Annotated in this window: 16 protein-coding genes, 2 tRNA genes, 3 rRNA genes, 1 pseudogene and 1 riboswitch; of the genes and pseudogenes, 15 read left to right on the forward strand and 7 right to left on the reverse strand. The window is 64.3% G+C overall.

The window, feature by feature from the left end:
- The first annotated feature begins 167 nt into the window (after nt 1–167).
- The 15 genes and pseudogenes from cobT (at nt 168) to P0M04_RS05090 (ending at nt 17,846) form a co-directional block, all read left to right on the forward strand.
- Nucleotides 168–1,192: pseudogene (cobT, locus tag P0M04_RS05020) on the forward strand (nicotinate-nucleotide--dimethylbenzimidazole phosphoribosyltransferase).
- On the forward strand, nt 1,192–1,974 hold the full coding sequence (locus P0M04_RS05025) for an adenosylcobinamide-GDP ribazoletransferase (RefSeq protein ID WP_259452925.1): 783 nt from the start codon (nt 1,192–1,194) through the stop codon (nt 1,972–1,974). Before cobT ends, P0M04_RS05025 begins: the two are co-directional and overlap by 1 nt.
- Complete coding sequence (cobC, locus tag P0M04_RS05030) at nt 1,971–2,498, forward strand: alpha-ribazole phosphatase family protein (RefSeq protein ID WP_259452924.1); 528 nt, start codon at nt 1,971–1,973, stop codon at nt 2,496–2,498. Before P0M04_RS05025 ends, cobC begins: the two co-directional genes overlap by 4 nt.
- Nucleotides 2,493–2,727, forward strand: a riboswitch (cobalamin riboswitch). Its footprint overlaps the gene before it by 6 nt.
- A gap of 68 nt (nt 2,728–2,795) precedes the next feature.
- The gene (locus P0M04_RS05035; protein WP_259452923.1) at nt 2,796–4,640 is read left to right on the forward strand and encodes a TonB-dependent receptor domain-containing protein; all 1,845 of its coding nucleotides are present in this window, start codon (nt 2,796–2,798) and stop codon (nt 4,638–4,640) included.
- A 19-nt stretch (nt 4,641–4,659) separates the two neighbouring features.
- Nucleotides 4,660–5,682: a FecCD family ABC transporter permease gene (locus P0M04_RS05040; RefSeq protein WP_259452922.1), complete on the forward strand. Its 1,023-nt coding sequence runs from the start codon at nt 4,660–4,662 to the stop codon at nt 5,680–5,682.
- Nucleotides 5,682–6,458 carry an ABC transporter ATP-binding protein gene (locus tag P0M04_RS05045; protein ID WP_259452927.1) on the forward strand — a complete coding sequence of 259 codons (777 nt, stop codon included), beginning with the start codon at nt 5,682–5,684 and terminating at the stop codon, nt 6,456–6,458. Before P0M04_RS05040 ends, P0M04_RS05045 begins: the two co-directional genes overlap by 1 nt.
- Nucleotides 6,451–7,077: a cob(I)yrinic acid a,c-diamide adenosyltransferase gene (gene cobO, locus P0M04_RS05050; RefSeq protein ID WP_259452921.1), complete on the forward strand. Its 627-nt coding sequence runs from the start codon at nt 6,451–6,453 to the stop codon at nt 7,075–7,077. Before P0M04_RS05045 ends, cobO begins: the two co-directional genes overlap by 8 nt.
- The gene (locus P0M04_RS05055) at nt 7,077–8,375 is read left to right on the forward strand and encodes a cobyrinic acid a,c-diamide synthase CobB (protein WP_259452920.1); all 1,299 of its coding nucleotides are present in this window, start codon (nt 7,077–7,079) and stop codon (nt 8,373–8,375) included. Before cobO ends, P0M04_RS05055 begins: the two co-directional genes overlap by 1 nt.
- Nucleotides 8,372–8,932 carry a bifunctional adenosylcobinamide kinase/adenosylcobinamide-phosphate guanylyltransferase gene (gene cobU, locus P0M04_RS05060; protein WP_259452919.1) on the forward strand — a complete coding sequence of 187 codons (561 nt, stop codon included), beginning with the start codon at nt 8,372–8,374 and terminating at the stop codon, nt 8,930–8,932. The genes P0M04_RS05055 and cobU overlap by 4 nt, the downstream gene beginning before the upstream one ends.
- On the forward strand, nt 8,926–9,867 hold the full coding sequence (cbiB, locus tag P0M04_RS05065; protein WP_259452918.1) for an adenosylcobinamide-phosphate synthase CbiB: 942 nt from the start codon (nt 8,926–8,928) through the stop codon (nt 9,865–9,867). The genes cobU and cbiB overlap by 7 nt, the downstream gene beginning before the upstream one ends.
- Complete coding sequence (gene cobD, locus P0M04_RS05070; protein ID WP_259452917.1) at nt 9,860–10,852, forward strand: threonine-phosphate decarboxylase CobD; 993 nt, start codon at nt 9,860–9,862, stop codon at nt 10,850–10,852. The genes cbiB and cobD overlap by 8 nt, the downstream gene beginning before the upstream one ends.
- On the forward strand, nt 10,849–11,727 hold the full coding sequence (locus P0M04_RS05075; RefSeq protein ID WP_259452916.1) for a cobalamin-binding protein: 879 nt from the start codon (nt 10,849–10,851) through the stop codon (nt 11,725–11,727). Before cobD ends, P0M04_RS05075 begins: the two co-directional genes overlap by 4 nt.
- Nucleotides 11,724–13,211, forward strand: a complete 1,488-nt coding sequence (locus P0M04_RS05080; protein WP_259452915.1) for a cobyric acid synthase — start codon at nt 11,724–11,726, stop codon at nt 13,209–13,211. Before P0M04_RS05075 ends, P0M04_RS05080 begins: the two co-directional genes overlap by 4 nt.
- A 257-nt stretch (nt 13,212–13,468) precedes the next feature.
- Nucleotides 13,469–17,344 (forward strand): carbohydrate binding domain-containing protein, encoded by a 3,876-nt coding sequence (locus P0M04_RS05085; protein WP_259452914.1) that lies wholly within the window; start codon nt 13,469–13,471, stop codon nt 17,342–17,344.
- A 97-nt stretch (nt 17,345–17,441) separates the two neighbouring features.
- Complete coding sequence (locus P0M04_RS05090) at nt 17,442–17,846, forward strand: DUF2061 domain-containing protein (protein WP_259452913.1); 405 nt, start codon at nt 17,442–17,444, stop codon at nt 17,844–17,846.
- Between the two features lie 4 nt (nt 17,847–17,850).
- Here P0M04_RS05090 and P0M04_RS05095 read toward each other — a convergent pair whose 3' ends face one another.
- The 7 genes from P0M04_RS05095 to P0M04_RS05125 all read right to left on the reverse strand — a co-directional run bounded on the left by P0M04_RS05095 (nt 17,851) and on the right by P0M04_RS05125 (nt 26,503).
- Entirely contained in the window at nt 17,851–19,893 is a 2,043-nt protein-coding gene (locus tag P0M04_RS05095) for a beta-galactosidase (protein WP_259452912.1), read from the reverse strand.
- 100 nt (nt 19,894–19,993) lie between these two features.
- Complete coding sequence (locus P0M04_RS05100; RefSeq protein ID WP_259452911.1) at nt 19,994–21,172, reverse strand: helix-turn-helix domain-containing protein; 1,179 nt, start codon at nt 21,170–21,172, stop codon at nt 19,994–19,996.
- A gap of 192 nt (nt 21,173–21,364) precedes the next feature.
- Nucleotides 21,365–21,477 (reverse strand): 5S ribosomal RNA (gene rrf, locus P0M04_RS05105).
- Between the two features lie 124 nt (nt 21,478–21,601).
- Nucleotides 21,602–24,494: ribosomal RNA gene (locus P0M04_RS05110) — 23S ribosomal RNA — on the reverse strand.
- A 237-nt stretch (nt 24,495–24,731) separates the two neighbouring features.
- Nucleotides 24,732–24,807: transfer RNA gene (locus tag P0M04_RS05115), tRNA-Ala, on the reverse strand.
- Nucleotides 24,808–24,818: 11 nt separating this feature from the next.
- Nucleotides 24,819–24,895, reverse strand: a tRNA-Ile gene (locus P0M04_RS05120).
- An 80-nt stretch (nt 24,896–24,975) separates the two neighbouring features.
- A 16S ribosomal RNA gene (locus P0M04_RS05125) occupies nt 24,976–26,503 on the reverse strand.
- Together the 16S, 23S and 5S rRNA genes with 2 tRNA genes alongside form the textbook arrangement of a ribosomal RNA operon.
- Between the last annotated feature and the right edge of the window lie 138 nt (nt 26,504–26,641).

Genomic DNA, 26,641 nt, shown 5'->3' on the forward strand with positions numbered 1-26,641 from the left:
CAAACCACCTAGCTCAACTGTTTGATTTCGCTGAACTTTTCTTACGCTGCCGAAGCAGGACGCGAACTATAGCAAACCGGATCGGGGGTATGCAAGGGGCTTACCGTAAGAATTTTCGAATTGCTTCTGTGCTATCTTTGCCGGCTTCATCACCCCATGGAGTCCCCATGCGCATCGCCCCCACGACGAATCCCGATCTGGCCGCCGCCCTCACCGCCGCCATTAATAACAAGACGAAGCCACTCGGCAGCCTGGGCGCGCTCGAACGGCTGGCCAGCCGCCTGGGCCTGATCCAGGACACCGTCACGCCCACGATCGAGAAACCTGCCATCCTCGTGTTCGCCGGCGACCACGGTGTCGTCGCGGAAGGCGTGTCCGCCTACCCGCAGGACGTCACATGGCAGATGGTCGAGAACTTCCTCGCCCAGGGCGCCGCCATCAACGTGTTCGCGCGCCAGAACAATATCGACCTGCACGTCGTGGATGCGGGCGTCAATCACGACTTCGGCGCGCGCCCCGGCCTCGTCGACCGCAAGATAGCAAACGGCACGCGCAACTTCGCACTCGAGCCGGCGATGACGCAGGCGCAGTGCGCGACCGCGCTGGAACATGGCGCCGCCCTCGCGGCCGACCTGCCCGGCAACGTGGTCGGCTTCGGCGAGATGGGCATCGGGAATACGACGGCGGCAGCAGCCCTGATGTACAAGCTGACGGGGATTCCCGTCGCGGAGTGCGTCGGCGCCGGCACCGGGCTGTCGCCGGAAGGCGTGCTGCGCAAGCAGCGCGTGATCGAAGCGGCGGCCGGGCGCCATGCGGGCGTCGACGCCCCCTCGCCGTGCTGGCCACGTTCGGCGGCTTCGAGATCGCGATGATGGCCGGCGCCATGCTGAAAGCGGCCGCGCTGCGCAAGGTCTTGCTGATCGACGGCTTCATCGTCACGAGCGCCCTGCTCGTCGCGGCGCGCATCGAACCCGCGATCCTCGATTACTGCGTGTTCGCGCACTGCTCCGACGAATCCGGCCACCGCCGCATGCTCGATGCGCTCGGCGCGGAGCCGCTGCTGCAGCTGAACCTGCGCCTCGGCGAAGGCACGGGCGCCGCGCTGGCCCTGCCGCTGCTGCATGCAGCTACGAACTTCCTGAACGAAATGGCGACCTTCGAGTCGGCCAGCGTCAACGAAAAATCCGCCTGATGCATCAAGTCCGCCTGTTCTTCATCGCCCTGCAGTTCTTCACGCGGCTGCCGATCCCGGCGTGGGTCGGCTTCGAGGCCGCGTGGCTGCAGCACGCGTCGCGCTACTTCCCGCTCGTCGGCGTCGTCGTCGCGGCCATCGCAGCCGGTGTGTACTACGCGGCCGCGCTCGTGCTGCCCGCGCCCGTGGCGGCCGTGCTGTCGACGGCTGCGTCGATCTATATTACGGGCGCTTTCCACGAGGACGGCTTCGCCGACACGTGCGACGGCCTCGGTGGCGGCATGACGAAGGAACGGGCGCTGGAGATCATGAAGGATTCGCGCGTCGGTGCGTATGGCGCGATCGGTATCGTGTGCATGCTGGCGACCAAGCTGTCCGCGCTGGCGATGCTGCCGCCGCGCGTGGCCGTGGTCGCGCTGTTCGTCGCGCATCCGCTCTCTCGTCTCGCCGCGACGGCGCTGATCTGGAAGCTGGACTATGTCCGCGGCGAAGGCAAGGCCAAGCCGCTGGCGCAGCAGATGACGAACGCGGAATTCGCGATCGCGGCGCTGACCTGCCTGCTCCCCGCAGCGTATATGTTGGCCACCGATGCGATGACACCGGCCGCCATACTGGCCGCGATGATCGCAGCGGCACTCGCCGCGCTGTGGCTCGGCCGTTTATTCGTCCGGCGCCTCGGCGGCTACACGGGCGACTGCCTCGGCGCCGTGCAGCAGCTGGCCGAAGCGCTCATCTATATCGCCGTGCTGGCCACGCTGGGCCACGGTGCCTGGAACGCATGACGCTGTACCTGGTACGCCATCCGCAGCCGGACGTGGCGCCGGGCCTGTGCTACGGCGCCAGCGACGTCCCGGTCACCGACAGCGAACTCGCACGCGTGCATGCCGGACTCGCCGTACCGAGCGGCCTGCCCGTCTACGCCAGCCCGCTGCAACGCTGTGCCCTGCTGGCCGCACACCTGGCCCCGGGCCGCGTGACGCTCGATGCGCGTTTGGCCGAAATGAATTTCGGCGCGTGGGAGTTGCGCCCCTGGTCGGACATCCCGCGCGCCGACGTCGACGCCTGGACCGCCGACCTGCTCCACTACCGCCCCGGCGGCGCCGAAAACGTGCTCGACGTGGCCCGCCGCGTGCAAGCGTTCGTCGCCGATTTGCGCACACCGTCCGCGCTCATCGTCTGCCACGCCGGCACGATCCGCCTGCTGGCGGCGCTGCATGGCGGCGCACCGCTGGAACAGGCGGCACTGAACGCGGCGCAGACGCCGCATCGCATCGGCTACGGCCAGCTGGTCGTGCTGGGCGTATAATGTCGGCGTTTTGGTGCTCGCGCCCGTCTCTCGGGCGCAGTTAAACGGGAAACACGAAGCGCTCTTCAGACAAGCGCCAACGTGTGCTGCCCCCGCAACGGTAAGCAAGTGCCGGCACGCCTCTCACGCGTGCACGGCAACCGTCCCCACATACCACTGTGCATCCGCATGGGAAGGTCGGACGGCCATACTCGCCAGCCCGGATACCGGCCAAAAGGTGGAAGCGCGATTCATCCAGCGCTTCTGTTCATCTGGCTGACGGGGACGTCGGCCGGTTGGTCTACACAATAAAAAGTCATGTCCTTTCCTGTTTCCCGGCTGGCGGCCGCGCTTTCGCTCGCATTCGCTGCCGCCGCATCGGCCCACGCCGATCCCATTCCCGACACCGTCATCGTCACCGCCAACCGCACGCCGCAACGCGCCGAAGACGTCATTCCCGACACCGTCGTCATCTCGAGCGACGACATCGCCCGCGCAGGCGCCGGCTCCGTCGCCGACGTGCTGCGCCGCCAGCGCGGCATCGAAATCTCCCGCAACGGCGGCGGCGGTACCAACACTACCGTATTCCTGCGCGGCGCCAACAGCAACCAGGTCGTCGTGCTGGTCGACGGCGTGCGCATCGGCTCCGCCACCACGGGCGCGGCGTCCTGGAATGCGATCCCGCTGTCGGCCATCGACCACATCGAGATCGTCTACGGCCCCCTGAGCTCCCTGTACGGCGCGGATGCCATCGGCGGCGTCGTGCAGATCTTCACGAAGAAGAGCGCAGGCGCACCGATGTTCAGCGCCAGCGCGGGCGGCGGCACGTACGGCACGAACCAGTACGACGCCAGCGTGCACGGCTCGACGGGCGGTGCGCACAGCGTCACCTACGCGCTCTCCGGCGCACACGAAGAATCGGATGGCTTCTCGTCCACACGCCCTGGCTCGTCGAGCTACAACCCCGACGACGACGGCTACACGCGCAACAGCGTCAACGGCCGCATCGCACTGCGCCTGGCCGAGGGCCACGAGATCGGTGCGCAATTCATGCAGAGCCGCCTGAACGCGCAATACGACAGCGGCAAGTCGGACTTCGACACGCACAACCTTCAGGAACTCGACAGCTACAGCGTGTTCCTGAACGACCGCTTCCTGCCGAACTGGCGCAGCAGCGTCCAGGTGGCGCGCTCGGAAGACAAGCTGGGCAGCTTCACTGGCACGACGCCTTCCGGTACCTCGCAACTGAACACGCGCCAGGACGAATTCACGTGGCAGAACACGTTCGACATCGCCGGCGACACGCTGCAGGTGCTGGCGGGCCACCGCAAGGAACAAGTCCTGTCCAGCGCCATCAAGGACATCAACCGCACGCGCATCACGAATGCCGTCGCGGCGTCGTACGACCTGCGCCGCGGCAGCCACCTGCTCGACGTCAGCGCGCGCAACGACCATTCGGAATATGGCGGCAAGACGACGGGCGCCCTCGGCTACGGCTACGAATTCACGCAGGACCTGCGCGCCACGGCCAGCTACGGTACGAGCTTCCGCGCCCCCACGTTCAACGAGTTGTACTACCCGGGTTATGGCCTGACGTCGAACAAGCCGGAACGGGGCCGCAACGCGGAGGTGGGTGTGCAGTACCGCGTGGCCGGCGTCGACCTGCAGGCGAACTACTACCGCAACCGCCTGACCGACATGATCGTGTCCGTCACGCCGTGCCCGGGTCGCCCCAGCGGCAGCTGCGCCTACAACGTCGACCACGCCCTGCTGGAAGGCCTGACCCTGGCAGCAAGCACCCGCCTCGGCAACCTCGACCTGCGCGCCAGCGCCGACCTGCAGGATCCGCGCGACGAGACGACCGGGAAGCAGCTGGCCCGCCGCGCGCGCCGCCACGCCAGCGTCGCGGCCGACTACACCGCGGGCCAGGTGGACGCCGGCGTCGAACTGCAGGCCTCCGGCCGCCGCTTCGACGATGCCGCCAACGCCAATCGCCTCGGCGGCTACGGCCTGCTGAACCTGTACACTACCTGGCACATGACGCGCGACTGGTCGCTGCTGGTCCGCGTCGACAACGCGGCCGACAAGCACTACGACCTGGCGCGCAACTACGGCACCGCCGGGCGCACGTGGTTCGCAGGTATTCGCTACGGAGTTCGCTAACCCCATGTTCCGACGAGCCATGCACCCAGTACCACCGCCACTGCGCCAGCGCGCCATTCCGATCATCGTCACGCTGCTGTGCGTGGCGGTCGCCAGCCTGCTCGTCGCGGGCATGAGCGGATCGATTGCGGTCGCGCCGGCCGAGCTGCCGGATGCGGTGGCGCAGGTGCTGCGCGGCCGGCCGGAATCGCTGGCCGCGTCGCTCGTCGAGCTGCGCGCCGGCCGCGCGCTGATGGCCTTCGTCACCGGCGGCGCGCTCGCGCTGGCCGGCGTCATGATGCAGGCGCTGCTGCGCAATCCACTCGCCGATCCGTACGTGCTCGGCATCTCGGCCGGCGCGTCGGTCGGCGCGCTGTTCGCGCTGCTGATGATGTGCGCGGCCGCCACCGTGGACGGCGCGGCGATGGCCGGCGCGGTGACGGTTGCCCTGCTGCTGTACCTGCTGGCGCGGCGCGACATGCGCAGCGGGGTAGCGGCGGAAGGCGGTACGTCGATGCTGCTGCTGACGGGCACGATCCTGCAGGCGGCCAGCATGGCGCTCGTCACGCTGATGCTGTCGATTGCGCCGGAAGGGCGCCTGCGCAGCATGGTGTTCTGGATGATCGGCGACCTGGCCGGCGCGCCGCTGCGCATCCTGCCCTGGGTCGTGCTGGGCGCGGCGCTCGCGTACGCGCTGCGCAACGCGCGGGCGATGAACATGCTCGCGTTGCACGCGGAGGCCGCCGCCACGCTGGGCGTGCGCGTCGGCACCGTGCGCAAGGGCCTGTTCTTTGTGTCGGCCGTGCTGACAGCGAGCGCGGTGACGAGCGCCGGCGCCATCGGCTTCGTCGGCCTGATCGTACCGCACGCGTGCCGGTTCGCGTTCGGCCCGGACCACCGCGTACTCATCCCGGCCGCCGTGCTGGGCGGCGGCAGCCTGCTCGTGCTGTGCGATACGGTCGCGCGCACGGTCGTCGCGCCGACCCAACTGCCCGTCGGCGCCATCACGGCGCTGATCGGCGCGCCGGTCTTCCTGTATCAACTGCACCGCATGCACAAATGATGATCGCGACCCGACAACTGGAACTGCGCGCCGGCGACCGCGTGCTCGTGCACGGTCTGGACTGGGATGTGCGCGCCGGCGAATGCTGGTCCATCATCGGCCGCAACGGCGCCGGCAAGAGCACCTTGCTGCGCACCGTGGCCGGCCTGCGCGCGCCCGACGCCGGCACCGTCGCGCTGCACGACCGCCCGCTGTCCGCCTGGCCGCTGGAAGCGCTGGCGCGCGAACGGGCGTACCTGCCGCAGTCGCGCAGCGACGCGTTCGCGTACAGCGTGATGGAAACCGTGCTGTCCGCGCGCCATCCTTACCACGCGAACCATTACTGGGAACAGAGCGACGACCACCACGCGGCCGTGAATGCCCTCGCGGCGATGGAAGTCGATCATCTCGCCGCGCGCGACGTGCGCACCCTGTCCGGCGGCGAGCGCCAGCGCGCGGCCATCGCCGCGCTGCTCGCGCAGGACACGCCGCTGCTGTTGCTCGACGAGCCGGCGAACGCGCTCGACCTGGCGCACCAGGTGCGCACGATGTCGCTGCTGTCGCGCCTGTGCCGGCAAAGCGGCAAGACCATCGTGATGATCGGCCACGACCTGAACCTGGCACACAGTATCTCCACCCACGCCCTGCTGCTGATGGGCGACGGCAGCTGGCATGCCGGCACCGTCGACGACGCGCTGCAGGCACCGCTGCTGAGCAGCTATCTCGGCCACCCGATCGACGCGATCGAGAACAAGGGCCGCCGCATTTTTATTCCCCTGGAGACCCCTCATGACTGACCTGACCCCGGAACAAACCGCGGAACTGAACGAGCGCCACCGCGCGCGCATGGAACGCAAGAAGGCGGTCATCGACGCCAAGATCGCCGCGGCCGACAAGAAGATCGGCATCATCATCGTCAATACCGGCAACGGTAAGGGCAAGAGCTCGAGCGCGTTCGGCATGGTCGCGCGCGCGCTGGGCCACGGCATGAAGGTCGGCGTCGTCCAGTTCATCAAGGGCGCGATGTCCACCGGCGAAGAGACGTTCCTGCGCCGCTTCCCCGACGACGTCAGTTTCCATGCGATGGGCGAAGGCTATACGTGGGAGACGCAGAACCGCGAGCGCGACATCGCCAAGGCCGAGGAAGCGTGGGAACAGGCGCGCCGCTTCCTCACAGATCCCGCCTACGGCCTCGTCGTGCTCGACGAACTGAATATCGCGCTGAAGTATCGCTACCTGGACGTGCACACGGTGATCGCCGACCTGCTCGACCGCCCGGACATGCAGCACGTCGTCGTGACGGGCCGCGCGGCGCCGCCGGAACTCATCGCCGTGGCGGACACCGTGACCGAAATGAACGTCGTCAAGCACGCGTTCAAGGCCGGCATCGCGGCGCAGGCCGGGACGGAGTGGTGATGACCGCCGGCGCCCGCATGCTGCTGGTCGCGGCCATCGCGTCCGGCCAGGGCAAGACGACGGTGACGGCCGCGCTGGCGCGCCGGCTGCGCCGCATGGGTCAGCGCGTGCACGTGTTCAAATGCGGCCCGGACTTCATCGATCCGATGGTCCTCGAACAGGCGAGCCGCGCGAAGGTGCACACGCTCGACCTGTGGATGGTCGGACTGGAACAGAGCCGCCAGCGCCTGGCCCGCGCCGCGCGTGAAGCGGACGTCGTGCTGGTCGAAGGCGTGATGGGCCTGTACGACGGCGATCCGTCCGCGGCCGATCTCGCGCGCGCATTCGACCTGCCCGTGCTGGCCGTGATCGATGCGTCGGCGATGGCGCAGACGGCCGGCGCCGTGGTGCTGGGCCTGCGCGACTACGGGCCCGTGCGCATGGCGGGCGTCGTCGCCAACCGTGTCGCGAGCGAGGGTCACGCGCGCATGGTCGCCGCGTCGCTGCGCGACATCCCGCTGCTCGCGACCCTGCCGAAGCAGGCGCGCAGGCTGCCGGAACGCCATCTCGGCCTCGTCGTGCCGGGCGAAGTCGCCGACATCGACGCGATCCTCGACGAACTGGCCGACCAGTTGCAGCTGGACGAGGCGCAATGGAACGCCCTGGCGCCGCAGCTCCCGGACGAGGCGTTACCGGAAGAAGCGGTCGCGCCGCTGCTGGCCGGACTCACGGTGGCGATCGCGCGCGACGCCGCCTTCTGCTTCCTGTATCCGGCCAACGTCGACACGCTGGAAGCGCTGGGCGCGCGCGTCACGTGGTTCTCGCCGCTGGCGGACGAGCCGGTGCCCGAGGATGCCGACGCCGTCTACCTGCCGGGCGGCTACCCGGAACTGCACGGGGAAGCGCTGGCGCTGGCCGCGCGCTGGCAAGAATCGATCCGCGCGGCGCATGCGTCCGGCCTGCCGATCCTCGCGGAATGCGGCGGCATGATGGTGCTGGCCGAGTCGCTCGCGGACAAGGAAGGCCGCGACTGGCCGATGGCCGGCCTGCTGCCGGGCCGCGTGCTGATGCAGCCACGCCTCGCGGGACTGGGATCGCAGGGCCTGGCAACGAACGCCGGGCAGATGCGCGGCCACACCTTCCACTATTCGCGCCTGGAGACGCCGCTCGCGCCCGTGGCGTGGACGGTGAAACATCCGTCCGGCGCCCAGGGTGAAGCCGTCTACCGCATCGGTTCGCTGACGGCGTCGTACTTCCATGCGTTCTTTGCTTCCAACCCGGCCGCCGTCGCGAGCCTGCTGCAGGGAGAGCTGGAATGAGCCGCGCCCTCCTCCTCGGCGGCGCGCGGTCCGGCAAGAGCGGGCTGGCCGAACGGCTTGCACGCGAATCCGGCAAGGACGTCGTGTATGTCGCGACGTCGTATGCGGGCGACGCCGAGATGTCGGCGCGGATCGAACATCATCGCGCGCGCCGGCCGGCCGAGTGGAAGACAGTGGAAGAGCCGACGGCGCTGGCGGCCACGTTGCGGATCTTGTGTGCGCCGGACCGCATCGTACTCGTCGACTGCCTGACATTGTGGCTCACGAACCTGATGTTCTCCGCGCAGCGGGAATTTCCGGAGGTCGGCCCCATCGACCTGCCGCCGCTGTTCGTCGAGGAACGTGCCGCGCTGCTCGACTGGTTGGATTCGACACCCGCTGGGGACGTCGTGTTCGTATCGAACGAAACCGGGATGGGCATCGTGCCCTACGGCGCCGTGTCGCGTGCATTCGTGGACGAAGCGGGCCGCCTGAACCAGGACGTGGCCGCCCGTTGCGACCGTGTGCTGTTCGTCGCGGCCGGCCTGCCGCTCGTACTGAAAGGCGCGCCATGCTGAGCGGGCTGGCGCCGTCGACGCTCGCGCTGGCGCTCGTCGCCGGCGTGCTGCTCGACCTGTTGCTGGGCGAGGCGCGGCGCTGGCATCCGCTCGTCGGCTTCGGCCGGCTGGCGTCCGCGCTGGAGCGCCGGCTCAACGCGGGGCGTTCGCGCATCGCCGGCGGGCTGCTCGCGTGGATGCTCGCCGTGCTGCCGTTGTGCGCGCTGGCGTGGCTCGCCTGCAAATATGCCGGCGCGGCCGTCCACGCGCTGCTGCTATACCTTGGCATCGGCCTGCGCAGCCTGCGCGACCACACGTTGCCGATCCATGCGGCGCTCGTGCGCGGCGATCTCGATGCGGCGCGCGGGCTGACCTCGCGCATCGTCAGCCGCGACACCGAACAGGCGAATGAATCCGACCTCGCCAAGGCCGGCGCCGAATCGCTGCTCGAAAACGGCAACGACGCCGTGTTCGGCACGCTGTTCTGGTTCCTCGTCGGCGGCGGCGCCGGTGTCGTGCTGTTCCGCCTCGCAAACACGCTGGACGCCATGTGGGGCTACCGCAATGCGCGCTTCAACCTGTTCGGCCGGGTGGCCGCACGCATCGACGATGTGCTGAACTATGTGCCGGCGCGCCTCACCGCCCTGTCGTACGTGCTGCTGGCGGAACGGGGACGGCTGCGCGCCTGGCGCTGCTGGCGCGCGCAGGCACGCGCGTGGAGCAGCCCGAACGCGGGCCCTGTGATGGCCAGCGGCGCGGGCGCACTGGGCGTGCGGCTGGGCGGCGCGGCCGTGTATGACGGCGTGACGGAACAGCGGCCCCCGCTCGGCACCGGTCCCGACGCATGCGCGGACGACATCCTGCGTGCCTGGCGCCTCGTGTGGCGCACGACCCTGCTGTGGGTCCTCGTCGCCGGCATCGCGCTCTTCGCACTGGATGGGGTGGTCCATGCTTGAACACGGCGGCAACCTGCGCGCGGCGCAGCAGCGCTACGGCGGCACGGACTGGATCGACCTCTCCACGGGCATCAATCCGCACGGCTATCCGGCGCCCGCGCCGGCACCGGATGCGTGGCACCGCCTGCCAGAACGGGATCCGCACCTCCTGCGTGCGGCATGCGAGTACTACGGCGCACCGCAGTTGCTGCCGGTGGCGGGCACGCAGGCCGCGATCCAGGCCCTGCCGCGCCTGCGCGCCGAACTGGCCGGGCCGGCGCGCGTGACGGTGTCCGCGCCGTCGTATGCGGAACACGCGCATCACTGGGGCCGCCATGGCCACGTCATGCGCCAGGTCGCCTACGCTGCGCTCGACGATGCCGTGGACGGCAGCGACGTGGTCGTCGTCATCAATCCGAACAATCCGACGGGCGCCACGGTCGCGCCGGACCAGTTGCTGGCGTGGGCGGAGCGACTCGCTGCACGCGGCGGCTGGCTCGTCGTGGACGAAGCGTTCGGCGACACGGCGCGTGCCCTCAGCGTTTCCACCCACGCCGGCCGGCCCGGTCTCGTCGTGCTGCGCTCCGTCGGCAAGTTCTTCGGCCTGGCCGGCTTGCGGCTGGGCTTCGTCGGCGCGGAGACGACTCTCCTCGCGGCGCTGGATGACCTGCTCGGGCCCTGGGCCGTCAGCGGTCCGGCGCAGGAGATCGCGATCGCGGCCCTGCGCGACCACGGCTGGCAACAGGCCACGCAGACCCGCCTCGCGCGCGACGGCGCCCGCATGCACGCGCTGCTGGCTGACTATGGCATCGACGCCCACGGCACGCCGCTGTTCCACTGGTGGGCGGAGCCGCGCGCCGAGGCCTTTCATGAACACATGGCGCGGCGCGCGATCTGGGTGCGGTTGTTCCCCGGCGCGGCACGCGGCATCCGCGTCGGCCTGCCGGGGAACGAATCCGCATGGCGCCGCATCGAACAAGCACTCCGGGAATGGAACGACACATGAAACCATCGATCATCGCAGCCGCGCTCCTGCTCGCGGCCAGCCTGCAGGCGCAGGCCGCCGTCAGCGTCAAGGACGACGCCGGCGCCACCGTCACCGTCGCGAAACCGGCCCAGCGCGTGATCTCGCTGGCGCCCCACGTCACCGAGCTGCTGTTCGCGGCGGGCGGCGGCAGCCATGTCGTGGGCGTCGTCTCGTACAGCGACTTTCCCGAGGAAGCGAAAAAGATCCAGCAGATCGGCTCGAACCGCGAAGTCGACCTGGAACGGATCATGGCGCTGAAACCCGACCTGGTGGTCGTCTGGCGCCACGGCAGTTCCGAACGCCAGATCGAGATGGTGCAGAAACTCGGCATCCCGATGTTCCACAGCGAGCCGCAGAAGCTGGAAGACATCGCGGACAACGTGCAGAAGCTCGGCCAGTTGATGGGGACCGAGGCCGTCGCCGGCCCGGCCGCGGCCAGCCTGCGCGGCAGGATCGCCGACCTGCGCACCCGTTATGCGAAGCGCCCCGTCGTGCGCAGTTTTTACCAGGTGTGGGACAAGCCCCTGTACACGCTGAACGGCCGCCACATTGTCAGCGACGCGCTGCGCCTGTGCGGCGGCGAGAACATCTTCGACAAGCTGCCCGTGACGGCACCCGTCGTGTCGGTCGAAGCCGTGCTGCAGGAGAATCCGGAAGCGATCTTCGCCACCGCGGAAAAGAACTACGGCGGCGTGAGCCTCTGGAAGCCCTACGGGACACTCACCGCCGTCCGCAACGACAACCTGTTCACCATCGACGGCAACCTGCTCAACCGCTCCGGCCCGCGCATGATCGCCGGTGCCGCGCAGTTGTGCGAGAAGCTCGAACTGGCGCGCAGCCATCGCAGCAAATGACGCGCTTTTCCTACCCCACCCTGATGGTGCAGGGCACGACGTCGGACGCCGGCAAGAGCACGCTCGTCGCCGCACTGTGCCGGCTGCTGGTCCGGCGCGGCGTGCGCGTGGCGCCGTTCAAGCCGCAGAACATGGCCCTGAACAGCGCCGTCACGAGCGACGGCGGCGAGATCGGCCGCGCGCAGGCACTGCAGGCCATCGCGGCCGGCCTGGCGCCGCATACGGACATGAACCCGGTGCTGCTGAAACCGTCGAGCGACACCGGCGCGCAGGTCGTCATCCACGGCCGCGTGCGCGCCGAGATGAACGCGCGCGACTACCACCAGTACAAGACGGTGGCGATGCAGGCCGTGCTGGAATCGCATGCGCGGCTGCGCGCGCAGTACGACGCCGTGATCGTGGAAGGCGCCGGCAGCCCGGCCGAGATCAATCTGCGCGACCGCGACATCGCCAACATGGGCTTCGCGGAAGCGGTCGACTGTCCGGTGATCCTCGTCGCGGACATCGACCGCGGCGGCGTGTTCGCCCACATCGTCGGCACGCTCGCCTGCCTGTCGGACAGCGAGCGGGCGCGCATCAAGGGTTTCGTCATCAACCGCTTCCGCGGCGACATCAAGCTGCTCGAACCGGGCCTGGACTGGCTGGAAGAGCAGACGGGCAAGCCAGTACTGGCCGTGCTGCCCTATCTGCACGGGCTGTATCTCGATGCGGAAGATGCCGTGCAGGCCGTCACGCCGGGCACGGGCAGTTTCCGCGTGGTGGTGCCCAGCTATCCGCGCATGAGCAACCACACGGATTTCGATGCGCTGCGCGTCCATCCCGACGTGGACCTGCGCTTCGTGCGCGAAGGCGAGCCGGTACCGGATGCGGACCTCATCATCCTCCCAGGCAGCAAGAACACCCGCGGCGACCTCGCGTGGCTGCACGCGCAGGGCTGGCCGGAGCGCATCCGTCGCCACCTGCGCTACGGCGGCAAGGTGATCGGTATCTGCGGCGGCTTCCAGATGCTGGGGGCCTGCGTCGACGATCCGCACGGCGTGGAAGGTACACCAGGCCACTCCAAAGGCCTCGGCCTGCTGGACCTGGGCACGACGCTGACGCGCCAAAAGCGCCTCGCGCAGGTGACCGGCCGCTGCGTGTTCGCGCCCGATGCGCTGGAGGCGGCGGTCGCCGGCTACGAGATCCACATGGGCGTCTCGACGGGCGATGCGTTGTCCCGGCCCGCGTTCGAGATCGACGGCCGGCCGGAAGGCGCCTGCTCGGACGACGGCCAGGTGCTGGGCACCTATCTGCACGGGCTGTTCGACCATGCCGACGCCTGCGCAGCGCTGCTGCGCTGGGCCGGGCTGCACAGCGCGCACGTCGTCGACACGGCCGCGCTGCGCGAGGCGAGCCTGGACCGGATCGCGGATGCCGCCTCGCCGCTGCTCGACCGGCTGATGGAACTTGATAAAAATCAAAACTCTGTGACGCATGTAATTTAACTACGAAACATTGTTGACTTAACCAGCAGTAAACCGTACATTTCACCCTCATAAGTAGTAAAAATACTATTCGCCCGCCCGGGCACGAGGGGACATCATGGCACTTTGCTGCATCCATCCGGTCGCGCACGACGCACGACATCCTTCCCCCTCCAGCGATCCCGCTACCTGACACGCCCCGCGTGTCGGCCGGCGGTGCCCGGGGCGCTTGGGGCCCGCCGGCTTGTCCAGCAAGCGCGATCCGACTGGAGACCTTCATGCATTTCCGGAAGACCCCGGCTGCGCTCTGCGTGGCCAGCCTCGTTGCGTCCATACTGCCGGCGGCGCACGCCGGCCCCATCCCCGCGGCCCACGTGTACCACAACCACATGCCGAATTTCTGGCCCTTTTACGCGGTCGACCCGGCGGCGAAATACGACGCCACCCCGGTCGGCGCGCCGGTCCGGTACATGGCCGACGGCGAGGTCATCAACCTGAAAAGCAATCCGCCCTCCGGCTACCGCTACTACCTGCCGGCCGCGCTGGGCGGCGGGATCATGCCGCACGACGACCTCGTGTCCTACTACACGCCGGACGCGAAGACGGGGGCTTACCAGTACTGGCCGATCCAGGTCGCGAACGAGCTGCAGTCGTGGTCCGGCGGCCGCGGACAAGTCCACGTGACGATGTCCGGCGCCGTCGTCAACAACGTGCAGAGCCTGGAGACCCTGCAGAACGTCCCCGGCTACACCAACCCGTCGTGGGGCCAGCCGTGGTCGAACACCGTGGCCGCGCTGCGCACGCAGAACAACTTCCGCACGCTGGACACGATCCACTTCACGGGCCACCACTCGATGGGTCCCCTGGTCGGCGCCGACTACTTCCTGAAAGACCTGCTGTTCCAGAACACGACACTCGCGCAGTCGTATTTCCTGGGCGGGAACTTCGTCTCGTCGAAGGGCTACTTCCCGACGGAGCTGGGCTTTTCGGAACGCCTGATCCCGACCCTGGCGAAGCTGGGCGTCCAGTGGTCCGTCCTCGGCAACAACCATTATTCGCGCACGTTGAAGGATTATCCGTACGCGACCTACGACGCGAACGGCGACACGCTGACGTCGCCGCCGAACCGCGCGGACCTGCGCAACACGTCGACGACGGGCAGCTGGGTGGCCGCGCAGATGGCGCACGAGCAGCAGGTCATCGTGAACAAATTCCCGTTCGCGTCCACACCGCACTGGGTGCGCCACGTCGACCCGGCCACGGGCGCGGTGACGCAGATCGCGGGCGTGCCGGTCAGCCAGAACGGTTCGTGGCTGGAAGGCTGGGAGGGCGCGACGACGGTCGACGAGATCGCGCCCTACGCCGCACTCGAGCCGCGCCAGTTCTACGTGATCGCGCACGACGGCGACAACTCGAGCGGCCGCGCCGGGTCGCTGTCCACGTGGCAGGCGGGCTACAACACGACGTGTGCCGGCAGCGGCTACTGCCTCGGCATCGACGAATACCTGCGCGCGAATCCAATCCCGGCGGGCGACGTGCAGCACGTGCAGGACGGCTCCTGGGTCGACACGCGCGACTCCTCGTCCGATCCGACCTGGTACCACTGGCATCTGCCGTTCCTGATCTGGAAGGGACAGTTCGCCGACTTCAACCGCGTCAAGGGCATGGGCCTCGCGCCGAAGACCAACCTGAAAGGCGTGCAGGAAGGCGCGACCGTGTCGTTCGAATACGGTTGGCACTACCTGGAACGGAACTTCGCGCTGCTGCAGGCGGCGCTCAACTATGCGAAGACGGCCGAGCAGATCTGGCTCGACGGTCACCCGAACCACTGGTCGCCCACGACCGCCGCAGACAAGCAGGTGACCTATACCGGCAACCAGCTGAACCCGTGGATGATGTCCTTCCCCGTCAAGGGCGACGCCGCGAAGGACTACGCAGGCGGCGCGAACCCGGCGGAACTGGGCTGGTATTTCCTGCTGCCCGCGATGGATTCGGGCTTCGGCTACTACGACGAGAACAAGGACGACGACGTCAAGCCGACGCTGGCCTTCAACAACTCGCTGGCCTTCTCGAAGCCGTACGTGCAGGCGAATGCCGCGCAGGACCGCACCGGCCCGTCCGTGTGGTGGCCGCAGCGCTATCCGTACAATCCCGGTTCCGTGAACGCGTCCAAGGCCGAGGGCTGGACCGTCCAGCACTACAGCAGCGACTTCGCCGTGTACACCTATGGCTACGACGTGTCAGGCATCACGAATGCCGTCGCGAAGGTGCGCGTGCATGCATCGAACAACATCGACGCAAACGACGACACCTATAAAGTCTACGATCCGGCCGCACTTGCGGGCACGCCGGGCCTGGCGATCACCCCATCGAAAGTGGGCGCCTGGCAGAGCTTCCCGATGAAGGCGCGCGACCTGCAGCCGGACATCAACGGCGTCGACTGGATCCCCGGCACGCGCGACACCCTGCAGGTCCTGCCCGCGCAGGAGATCGGCGACCTGTACTACGTCTACCTGTCGGGCTTCCGCAACCAGCTGCTCGATTACTACGTCGAGATGACGGACAGCCGCGGCAACGTGACGCGCAGCGACATCCAGCAGGTGTTCGTCGGCGCCGGCACGTACTCGGCGTCGTCGACCGGCTCCGGCTTCGTGGAAGACGTCAACGGCAAGGTGGCGGGCGTGTATCCGTTCCTTGTCGTCGACAAGGAAGCACCAGGCACACCGGGCACGATCGTCGCGTCGCAGCTGACCGACCGCTCGGTGACGCTGACCTGGCCGGCCGCCACCGACAATGTGGGCGTCACCGGCTACACCGTGTACCGCAACGGCACCGCCGTCGGCACGACAGCGTCGACGACGTACACCGACAGCGGCCTCGCACCGTCGACCCTGTATTCGTACAGCGTGACGGCGCAGGATGCGGCGGCGAACATGTCGGCGCAGTCCGCCGTCACGAGCGTCACGACGAAAGCGGCCGACACGATCGCGCCCACGGCACCGGGCCAGCCCGCGGCCGGCACGGTGACGCCGACGTCCATCGCGCTCACCTGGGCGGCATCGACGGACAACTACGGCGTGACGCAGTACGTCGTCTACCGCAACGGCGCGCAGGCCGGCGTCGTCACGTCGACCGCGTTCCCGGACAGCGGCCTCGTGCCCTCGACGACCTATGTGTACACCATCGTCGCGAAGGACGCGGCGGGGAACGCATCGGGCGCATCGGCCGCACGCCAGGTCACGACGGCCGCCGGCAACGTCGCCAACGTCTACTACAAACTGCCGTCGGGCTGGAGCACGGCGAACATCCATTACGCACCGAATGGCGGCACGTGGACGACGGCGCCGGGCGTGGCGATGCAGGCGGCGTGCAGCGGCTGGATGTCGTCGGTGCTGAATCTCGGCAGCGCGACCGGCCTGCAGGCGGTCTTCAACAACAACGCGGGCACGTGGGACAACCACGGCGGCGCCAACTACGCGCTCGGCACGGGCATCTCGGCCGTGAACGGCGGCGCGGTCACGACGGGTTCCAGCCCGTGCACGCCCGACACGACGGCGCCGGCATCGCCCGCGAACCTGCGCGCGACGGCCGTCGCCGCCAACTCGGTCGCCCTCGCGTGGGATGCTGCGACGGACAACGTGGGCGTGACCGGCTACACGGTCTTGCGCGACGGCGTCCGCGTGGCAAGCGTGACCGGCACCGGCTACACCGACACCACCGTGGCCGCCAGCACATCCTATTCGTACGCGGTGCAGGCATTCGACGCGGCGGGGAACGTCTCCGCAGCCGGCAGCGCCCTGCCGGTGACGACGCCGGGCGCATCGACGACGTGCGCGGTCAGCTTCACGATCGCGAATGCGAACACGGTCGTCGGCCAGAACCTGCGCGTGGTCGGCAGCGTGACCACGCTCGGGTCGTGGGCGCCGGCGAGCGGCTTCGCGTTGACGATCCAGGGCAGCGGCGCGAACGTGCCGTGGACCGGGACCGTGTCGCTGCCGCCGAATACGGCCGTCCAGTACAAGTACGTGAAGTGGAATGGGTCGACGGCGACGTGGGAGAGCAACCAGGCGACGGCATCCGGCAACCGCGAGTTCAGTACGCCGGCCACCTGCAGCGGCACCATCGCGCGCAACGACTGGAACTTCAAGCCCTGACCATAGAGGCCGTCTATCGACGGCTTCGAATCATCCGATTGGCCTGCTCAGATGAGAATCGATATCATTTGCAGCAACAGGTCCACAGGAGATTCACATGGCAGCGGCACGCAAAGGCAGTCAGGTCATCACGCACATGGCGATCGGTTTCGCGATCGCTTATGCGTTCACGGGGTCGATCGCGCTCGGCGGGCTCGCCGTGCTGGTCGAACCCGTGCTGAACGTGCTGCTGCTGCCGTTCCACGAACGGGCGTGGGCGCGCGGGGTGCATGCGGCCAGCGGGCGGCGCCGCTATCTGCTGGTCAGCCTCGAGAAGATCAGCCAAGCGGCGATGCACGCCGTGATCGCCTTCCTCGTGCTGTACCTCGCCACCGGGTCGGTGGCGTTCGGCGGCATGGCGGCGCTGCTGGAGCCGGTGTGTAACGTGATCCTGATGCCGCTGCACGACAGGCTGTGGGACAACGCGCAGCGTGCGGCGGCAGCGGCAGCGGCAGCGGCATAAGGGCTTATTTACGCAGGAGCTCCGCACCGAAGGGCGCGAGCCGCAGCGTGCCATTCCACGCCTGGCCACCGAGCACGCCGGTGGCGGCGCCGTCGAACTTCACCTCCTGCGGCTGCGTCGTCGTGTTGACGTACAGCGTGCGGCCATCCACCTCGCGGGCATAGACGCCTTCGGGCGTCGCGGGCCCCCGCTTGATGCCAAGCTCGCCGTACAGGCGGCGGTACAGGGCCTGCATCACGGGACGCTGCGCGGCCATGGCGACGTAGATCGCCCTGCCCTTGCCGTAGCGGTTTTCGGTGATGGCGGGCGGAGAATCCGGCACGTTGGTCAGGCGCGCGACGACCTTCGCGGTGGACGGCTCCAGCACTTCGTAGAACTTCGTGGTCGTCGTCACGGTCTTGCCGTCGAAGCCGACGTCGAGCGGCGCGTCGGCGTTGTAGTACTCGCTGGTGCGCAGGCCGAACACGTCGCTGAGGCGGCCCGGCAGCGGCGTGTCGAACACCTGGCCCGTCTCGCTCACCTTCGCCGAGAAGGCCGTCATCACGACCGTGCCGCCGTCCTGTACGTAGCGGCGCAGCGCGTCGGCACTCGCGCGGTCCATCACGAGGTCGGCCGCCACCACGACCATCTTGTAGCGCCGCAAATCATCATGGCCCACGTGGATGACCGCTGTGTCGATGTTATCGTTGAAGACCGGCGCGAACGCGTTGTGAAGCTGGTCCATGTACGGGATCGTGAAGTACTGGCGCATCGTGTTCGACGGGCCCGGCGGCGTCGAGGCGTTGCGGCTGTCGAACGAATACGCGAACGCGATCTGCGGTTCGGTATGGCGCGGGAAGCCCAGCGCCTGCAGCGTCTTGAATTCACGGGCGATCGTGCCGAATTCCCACAGCTTCCACGACGGCTTGCTGTCGTGATCGAGAAGACCCATTATCATCTGTTCCTCGCCGCCGAGGTGGGAATTGTACGTCCATGCCATCACCGACTGTGCGCCGAGCAGCAAGCCGAAGTGAGCCCACATGCGCGAGCGCCCTTTCGTCCCGTAGTAGCCGCCGCCACCCGCCGTGAACTCGTTGAACCAGATGGGCGTGTCCAGGCCAGCCTTCATCATCAATGCTTCAAAGCCGGACCCCACCGGCTCGCCCGGATAAAAGCCCATCGCACCGTAATGCGCGTACTGGCGATACGTCGACAGATAATCGAAGCCTTTTCGCCCCGCGCTGTCCCACAGGTTCGAGATCGCCGGCTTGTCCGGCGCATACTTCACGCGGACGGCTTCGAGGTCCTTCAGCACGGCGATCGTGTTGTCGGACCAGAAGCGGCGCAGGTCGAGGTTGCGCTCCGCCGGGCCGGGACCGTCCGCATACGGCAGTTCCACTTCGTCCCACGACGACAGATGGCGCGCCCAGCGTTGCGTAGCCCACGCCTGGTTCAGCGCATCCAGCGTGCCGTATTTGCGTTTGAGCCAGGCGACGAAGCGCGTACGGTCGGCCTTCGAATATGACATGAACGTGTTGCCGATCTCGTTGTCGAAGCCGATCGCGAGCACGGCCGGATGCTTGCCGTAGCGCTGCGTCAGCTTCTCGGCGAGACGGACGGCGTGGCGGCGGTAATCGGGGTCGCTGATGTCGAGCATATAGCGTTCGGCCGGCTGCACAGTCGCGCCCTGTGCGTTGACGAGGTTCACGCCGGGGTATTTGCGATGCAGCCACAGCGGAGCCGGCGTGCCCGGAATGTCGACGATCACCTTGATGCCGTTCGCCTGCATCGCGTCCACGATGCGGTCGAATTCGGCGAACTTGAACTTGCCTTCTTCGGGCTCGAAGTAATCCCAGGACAGGTCGCCCATCCGGACGACGTTGAAGCCGGCTTCCTTCATCAGGGCGATGTCGCGCTGGATCTGGGCGGGCGTGCGGTCGACGGGCTGGTAGCAAGTACCCACAAACAATTGTCCGGGGCCGGGCCAGCCTACGGGTGCAGCGAGCGGAAGCGTGGCAGGGCCGGCCAGCGTGGCCAGGGCAAAGGCGATCTGTGCAATAAGTTTCATTTTGGATCTTTGAAAGTTTCTCGACCACAAAAGAATAAAGGTGCCCAGCCGCGTCTCATTAACGCCAATGCGGAAGATTTGGCGAAAAATGCAGGATTTGTTATGAGTCGTGCTGCTCCTGCGATGCGGTGCTCGCCACGGTCTTGAAGACCTTGGGCGTGCAGCCGTATTCTTCCTTGAACAGCTTGTTGAAATACGAGACGTTGGCATAACCGACGGAGTACGCGACTTCGGCGACGGTCACGGCGGGCGTCTCGGTGAGCAGCCTGGCCGATTCCGTCAGCCGCAGTTTTTTCAGATAGGCCGTGAACGTCATGCCGAGTTCCGCCTTCAGTACTTCATTGACCTTGTTGCGGTTGGCGCCCGTTCCCGCGACGACGCTGTCCAGGTCCAGGTCGGGATTCGTGTAATTCGTCGCGATGAAACGCAGGACGGCCGCCTTTTCCTTGTCCTTGAACGGTTCGAGCGTCAGCTGGCGATAGGCGACGAGCGGCAAGTCCTTCCTGAGCTTGGCGTCCAGGCTGGCAGACAGTTCCCGCGCATGGGCCCGGAAAAACCAGAACGCGAACGCACACCAGCTGCTCACGAGGATGACGGCCAGTGCGACGAGATAGCGATAGTCGCGGCCATGCAGCGTCACCTGGCTGATTTCCACGCGGCTGTCTTGATCGCGCGGACTCTGCTGGCTGACGCCGAATACGAATTTCGCCACCTGGTTCAGTTGATAAGACTGATGCGACAAATCGAGGTGCATCCTGTCGTACCACCATTGCGGGATGGTCAGCCGCGTCAGGTCCAGCGATACGCGAGTGCCCTGCTCATTGCAGGAGAAAAACGTGAGCGGTGATGGATAGGTCAGGTAGTCGCCGGGCTTCGAAATGGTCGCGTCGAAGGTCGGCAGGGCGAATATCAAGGCATTCATCGGCTTGCACTTGGCGGTGAACGTGATGGTGTCGAACCTCGTCAAATCCACCGGCACGGCATTCCCCTCGCCGTCCTCGAACAACATGTCGGCCGAGACGAATGGATACGCCGTCGCCCGCGTGAGCCGGAAGTCGAAACGGAGCGATCGCTGGGCGGTCTCGATGACGCGTATGGTCGAGGTACCGCCTTCTGGCGCGTCCGTCTTCGTGACCGTGCGCCAGTACAGGCCCCCGCCTCCCGGCGGCATCAGCGCGGCGGATGGATAACTTTGGTACACGCACAGGCAGGCGATCAACGCGTCCGCGACCAGCAGCAGAATGAGCGCATACAGCGCTTTTTTATAGAAATTTTGCATCTTGCTTACATCAGGTGTCTCGTCAGGAAAGCTTAGCGCCGCCGGGCATGAAAGCGTAACAGCGCTGCAGTTTTTTATATGACGATGCAAAAATTTTCGTTTCCAGGGCAATTTTGCTACTGGTTGCAGGTGGTGCCTGAAAAAGCAAAAAGCCCGCTCAGTGCATACTGAGCGGGCTTTTCTTAATAACTAGCCTGACGATAACCTACTTTCACACTGGTTGCAGCACTATCATCGGCGCAGAGTCTTTTCACGGTCCTGTTCGGGATGGGAAGGGGTGGTACAGACTTGCTATGGTCATCAGGCATAACTTGTACGAGTGCCGCAGCTTATGCGTGCGTCACTCTGAATCCGGAAGAAGCAGTTTTCGTAATCTGTTGTCTCAACAAACAGCTGAACCCTTGCGTTGGCAATGACTGCCAAGGTTATAGGGACAAGCCGTACGGGCAATTAGTATCAGTTAGCTTAATGCATTACTGCACTTCCACACCTGACCTATCAACGTCCTGGTCTCGAACGACCCTTCAAGGAGCTCAAGGCTCCGGGAAATCTCATCTCAAGGCGAGTTTCCCGCTTAGATGCTTTCAGCGGTTATCTCTTCCGAACTTAGCTACCCGGCAATGCCACTGGCGTGACAACCGGTACACCAGAGGTTCGTCCACTCCGGTCCTCTCGTACTAGGAGCAGCCCCCTTCAAATTTCCAACGCCCACGGCAGATAGGGACCAAACTGTCTCACGACGTTTTAAACCCAGCTCACGTACCACTTTAAATGGCGAACAGCCATACCCTTGGGACCGGCTACAGCCCCAGGATGTGATGAGCCGACATCGAGGTGCCAAACTCCCCCGTCGATATGAACTCTTGGGAGGAATCAGCCTGTTATCCCCAGAGTACCTTTTATCCGTTGAGCGATGGCCCTTCCATACAGAACCACCGGATCACTATGTCCTACTTTCGTACCTGCTCGACTTGTCGGTCTCGCAGTTAAGCACGCTTATGCCATTGCACTATTAGCACGATGTCCGACCGTACCTAGCGTACCTTCGAACTCCTCCGTTACACTTTAGGAGGAGACCGCCCCAGTCAAACTGCCTACCATGCACTGTCCCCGACCCGGATCACGGGCCAAGGTTAGAACCTCAAACGAACCAGGGTGGTATTTCAAGGTTGGCTCCACGAGAACTGGCGTCCCCGCTTCAAAGCCTCCCACCTATCCTACACAGATTGGTTCAAAGTCCAATGCAAAGCTACAGTAAAGGTTCATGGGGTCTTTCCGTCTAGCCGCGGGTAGATTGCATCATCACAAACATTTCAACTTCGCTGAGTCTCGGGAGGAGACAGTGTGGCCATCGTTACGCCATTCGTGCAGGTCGGAACTTACCCGACAAGGAATTTCGCTACCTTAGGACCGTTATAGTTACGGCCGCCGTTTACTGGGACTTCAATCAAGAGCTTGCACCCCATCATTTAATCTTCCAGCACCGGGCAGGCGTCACACCCTATACGTCCACTTTCGTGTTTGCAGAGTGCTGTGTTTTTATTAAACAGTCGCAGCCACCAGTTTATTGCAACCCTTTCACCCTTCTGCAGTAAAGCAGTCAAGCTACCGGGGCGTACCTTATCCCGAAGTTACGGTACCAATTTGCCGAGTTCCTTCTCCCGAGTTCTCTCAAGCGCCTTAGAATACTCATCTCGCCCACCTGTGTCGGTTTGCGGTACGGTCTCGTATGACTGAAGCTTAGAGGCTTTTCTTGGAACCACTTCCGATTGCTTCGTGCCACAAGGGCACACGTCTCGACCCCTTGAATTACGCGCCCGGATTTGCCTAAGCGCCTTCTATGAGTCAAAAACCAGCTATTCCAACAGCTGGACAACCTTCCGCGATCCGTCCCCCCATCGCATCATACGACGGTGCAGGAATATTAACCTGCTTCCCATCAGCTACGCATCTCTGCCTCGCCTTAGGGGCCGACTCACCCTGCTCCGATGAACGTTGAACAGGAAACCTTGGGCTTTCGGCGAGAGGGCTTTTCACCCTCTTTATCGCTACTCATGTCAGCATTCGCACTTCCGATACCTCCAGCATCCTTTACAAGACACCTTCTCAGGCTTACGGAACGCTCTCCTACCATATGGATCAAAGTATAAATACTAAGAAACATATCCGCAGCTTCGGTGACTGGCTTAGCCCCGTTACATCTTCCGCGCAGGACGACTCGATCAGTGAGCTATTACGCTTTCTTTAAATGATGGCTGCTTCTAAGCCAACATCCTGACTGTTTTAGCCTTCCCACTTCGTTTTCCACTTAGCCAATCTTTGGGACCTTAGCTGGCGGTCTGGGTTGTTTCCCTCTTGACGCCGGACGTTAGCACCCGACGTCTGTCTCCCAAGCTCGCACTCATCGGTATTCGGAGTTTGCAATGGTTTGGTAAGTCGCAATGACCCCCTAGCCATAACAGTGCTCTACCCCCGATGGTGATACTTGAGGCACTACCTAAATAGTTTTCGGAGAGAACCAGCTATTTCCAGGTTTGTTTAGCCTTTCACCCCTACCCACAGCTCATCCCCTAATTTTTCAACATTAGTGGGTTCGGACCTCCAGGGCGTGTTACCGCACCTTCATCCTGGCCATGGGTAGATCACCTGGTTTCGGGTCTACACCCAGCGACTGTCGCCCTGTTCGGACTCGATTTCTCTACGGCTCCCCTATTCGGTTAACCTCGCCACTGAATGTAAGTCGCTGACCCATTATACAAAAGGTACGCCGTCACCCCACGAAGAGGCTCCGACTGTTTGTATGCACACGGTTTCAGGATCTATTTCACTCCCCTCCCGGGGTTCTTTTCGCCTTTCCCTCACGGTACTGGTTCACTATCGGTCGATTACGAGTATTTAGCCTTGGAGGATGGTCCCCCCATATTCAGACAGGATTTCTCGTGTCCCGCCCTACTTGTCGTACGCTTAGTACCACCGGTCTGATTTCGTGTACGGGGCTATCACCCGCTATGGCTCCTGTTTCCAAAGGATTCCACTATCAGTCCGACTATCACGTACAAGGCTCATCCCATTTCGCTCGCCACTACTTTGGGAATCTCGGTTGATTTCTTTTCCTGCAGCTACTTAGATGTTTCAGTTCGCCGCGTTCGCTTTGCATACCTATGTATTCAGTATGCAATGACCTAAAAGGCCGGGTTTCCCCATTCGGAAATCTGCGGATCAAAGTGTGTTTGCTCACTCCCCGCAGCTTATCGCAAGCTACTACGTCCTTCATCGCCTGTAATCGCCAAGGCATCCACCATGTGCACTTATTCGCTTGTCCCTATAACGTTGGCCCCTGCAGTCTTTCCGGAGGAAAGACGAGAAGGGAGCGTCATAGCAACAAGGATTCAGCTTACTTTGTTTGTTGATACATACAGATTACTACCCTAAGTGTGCATCTAACTTTCGTTAGCTACACGCTTAAAGAAAACTTTACTTCTTCCAGATTGTTAAAGAACGAGAAAACAGTGATCTCTAAAAGATCAAACCTAAACTACCGAGCTTACGTTTGAACTTTTGGTGGAGGATGACGGGATCGAACCGACGACCCCCTGCTTGCAAAGCAGGTGCTCTCCCAGCTGAGCTAATCCCCCATTTTGGTAACTGGTGGGTCTGGTTGGATTCGAACCAACGACCCCCGCGTTATCAACACGGTGCTCTAACCGACTGAGCTACAGACCCGAACTGTTCTCGTTTAACTTTATAACAGCCGATAAGCGTGGGCGCTTGATGATGGAGCGTAAGCTCCCGTGCCACTCTAGAAAGGAGGTGATCCAGCCGCACCTTCCGATACGGCTACCTTGTTACGACTTCACCCCAGTCACGAATCCTACCGTGGTAAGCGCCCTCCTTGCGGTTAAGCTACCTACTTCTGGTAAAACCCGCTCCCATGGTGTGACGGGCGGTGTGTACAAGACCCGGGAACGTATTCACCGCGGCATGCTGATCCGCGATTACTAGCGATTCCAACTTCACGCAGTCGAGTTGCAGACTGCGATCCGGACTACGATACACTTTCTGGGATTAGCTCCCCCTCGCGGGTTGGCGGCCCTCTGTATGTACCATTGTATGACGTGTGAAGCCCTACCCATAAGGGCCATGAGGACTTGACGTCATCCCCACCTTCCTCCGGTTTGTCACCGGCAGTCTCATTAGAGTGCTCTTGCGTAGCAACTAATGACAAGGGTTGCGCTCGTTGCGGGACTTAACCCAACATCTCACGACACGAGCTGACGACAGCCATGCAGCACCTGTGTTCAGGCTCCCTTTCGGGCACCCTCCAATCTCTCGGAGGTTCCTGACATGTCAAGGGTAGGTAAGGTTTTTCGCGTTGCATCGAATTAATCCACATCATCCACCGCTTGTGCGGGTCCCCGTCAATTCCTTTGAGTTTTAATCTTGCGACCGTACTCCCCAGGCGGTCTACTTCACGCGTTAGCTGCGTTACCAAGTCAATTAAGACCCGACAACTAGTAGACATCGTTTAGGGCGTGGACTACCAGGGTATCTAATCCTGTTTGCTCCCCACGCTTTCGTGCATGAGCGTCAATCTTGACCCAGGGGGCTGCCTTCGCCATCGGTGTTCCTCCACATCTCTACGCATTTCACTGCTACACGTGGAATTCTACCCCCTCTGCCAGATTCAAGCCTTGCAGTCTCCATCGCAATTCCCAGGTTAAGCCCGGGGCTTTCACGACAGACTTACAAAACCGCCTGCGCACGCTTTACGCCCAGTAATTCCGATTAACGCTTGCACCCTACGTATTACCGCGGCTGCTGGCACGTAGTTAGCCGGTGCTTATTCTTCAGGTACCGTCATTAGCCCCAGATATTAGCCGGAGCCGTTTCTTCCCTGACAAAAGAGCTTTACAACCCGAAGGCCTTCTTCACTCACGCGGCATTGCTGGATCAGGCTTGCGCCCATTGTCCAAAATTCCCCACTGCTGCCTCCCGTAGGAGTCTGGGCCGTGTCTCAGTCCCAGTGTGGCTGGTCGTCCTCTCAGACCAGCTACTGATCGTCGCCTTGGTGAGCCTTTACCTCACCAACTAGCTAATCAGATATCGGCCGCTCCAGGAGCATGAGGTCTTGCGATCCCCCACTTTCATCCATAGATCGTATGCGGTATTAGCGTAACTTTCGCTACGTTATCCCCCACTCTTGGGTACGTTCCGATATATTACTCACCCGTTCGCCACTCGCCGCCAGGTTGCCCCGCGCTGCCGTTCGACTTGCATGTGTAAAGCATGCCGCCAGCGTTCAATCTGAGCCAGGATCAAACTCTTCAGTTTAATTCCTGTTTTTGCTGATTTCTCAGCAGATCGCTCACTCAAAATACTGACCGTTACTCATTGCTGAGCAACGTATTTCTTTTGTGTGAACATTTGATAATTTAAGCATTCAGCAGCCGCTTACGCGACTGCTGGCAC

The sequence above is a fragment of the Telluria mixta genome (genome assembly GCF_029223865.1).
In the GTDB taxonomy this organism is placed as follows: domain Bacteria; phylum Pseudomonadota; class Gammaproteobacteria; order Burkholderiales; family Burkholderiaceae_D; genus Telluria; species Telluria mixta.

Excerpts from the sequence above, each read along its gene's own strand:
- P0M04_RS05045 (WP_259452927.1), top strand. The coding sequence starts at position 5,682 with ATGATCGCGACCCGACAACTGGAACTGCGCGCCGGCGACCGCGTGCTC.
- cbiB (WP_259452918.1), top strand. The coding sequence starts at position 8,926 with ATGCTGAGCGGGCTGGCGCCGTCGACGCTCGCGCTGGCGCTCGTCGCC.
- cobO (WP_259452921.1), top strand. The coding sequence starts at position 6,451 with ATGACTGACCTGACCCCGGAACAAACCGCGGAACTGAACGAGCGCCAC.
- P0M04_RS05095 (WP_259452912.1), bottom strand. The coding sequence starts at position 19,893 with ATGAAACTTATTGCACAGATCGCCTTTGCCCTGGCCACGCTGGCCGGC.
- P0M04_RS05080 (WP_259452915.1), top strand. The coding sequence starts at position 11,724 with ATGACGCGCTTTTCCTACCCCACCCTGATGGTGCAGGGCACGACGTCG.
- P0M04_RS05075 (WP_259452916.1), top strand. The coding sequence starts at position 10,849 with ATGAAACCATCGATCATCGCAGCCGCGCTCCTGCTCGCGGCCAGCCTG.
- cobC (WP_259452924.1), top strand. The coding sequence starts at position 1,971 with ATGACGCTGTACCTGGTACGCCATCCGCAGCCGGACGTGGCGCCGGGC.
- P0M04_RS05055 (WP_259452920.1), top strand. The coding sequence starts at position 7,077 with ATGACCGCCGGCGCCCGCATGCTGCTGGTCGCGGCCATCGCGTCCGGC.
- P0M04_RS05085 (WP_259452914.1), top strand. The coding sequence starts at position 13,469 with ATGCATTTCCGGAAGACCCCGGCTGCGCTCTGCGTGGCCAGCCTCGTT.
- P0M04_RS05100 (WP_259452911.1), bottom strand. The coding sequence starts at position 21,172 with ATGCAAAATTTCTATAAAAAAGCGCTGTATGCGCTCATTCTGCTGCTG.
- P0M04_RS05040 (WP_259452922.1), top strand. The coding sequence starts at position 4,660 with ATGCACCCAGTACCACCGCCACTGCGCCAGCGCGCCATTCCGATCATC.
- P0M04_RS05090 (WP_259452913.1), top strand. The coding sequence starts at position 17,442 with ATGGCAGCGGCACGCAAAGGCAGTCAGGTCATCACGCACATGGCGATC.
- P0M04_RS05025 (WP_259452925.1), top strand. The coding sequence starts at position 1,192 with ATGCATCAAGTCCGCCTGTTCTTCATCGCCCTGCAGTTCTTCACGCGG.
- P0M04_RS05035 (WP_259452923.1), top strand. The coding sequence starts at position 2,796 with ATGTCCTTTCCTGTTTCCCGGCTGGCGGCCGCGCTTTCGCTCGCATTC.
- cobU (WP_259452919.1), top strand. The coding sequence starts at position 8,372 with ATGAGCCGCGCCCTCCTCCTCGGCGGCGCGCGGTCCGGCAAGAGCGGG.
- cobD (WP_259452917.1), top strand. The coding sequence starts at position 9,860 with ATGCTTGAACACGGCGGCAACCTGCGCGCGGCGCAGCAGCGCTACGGC.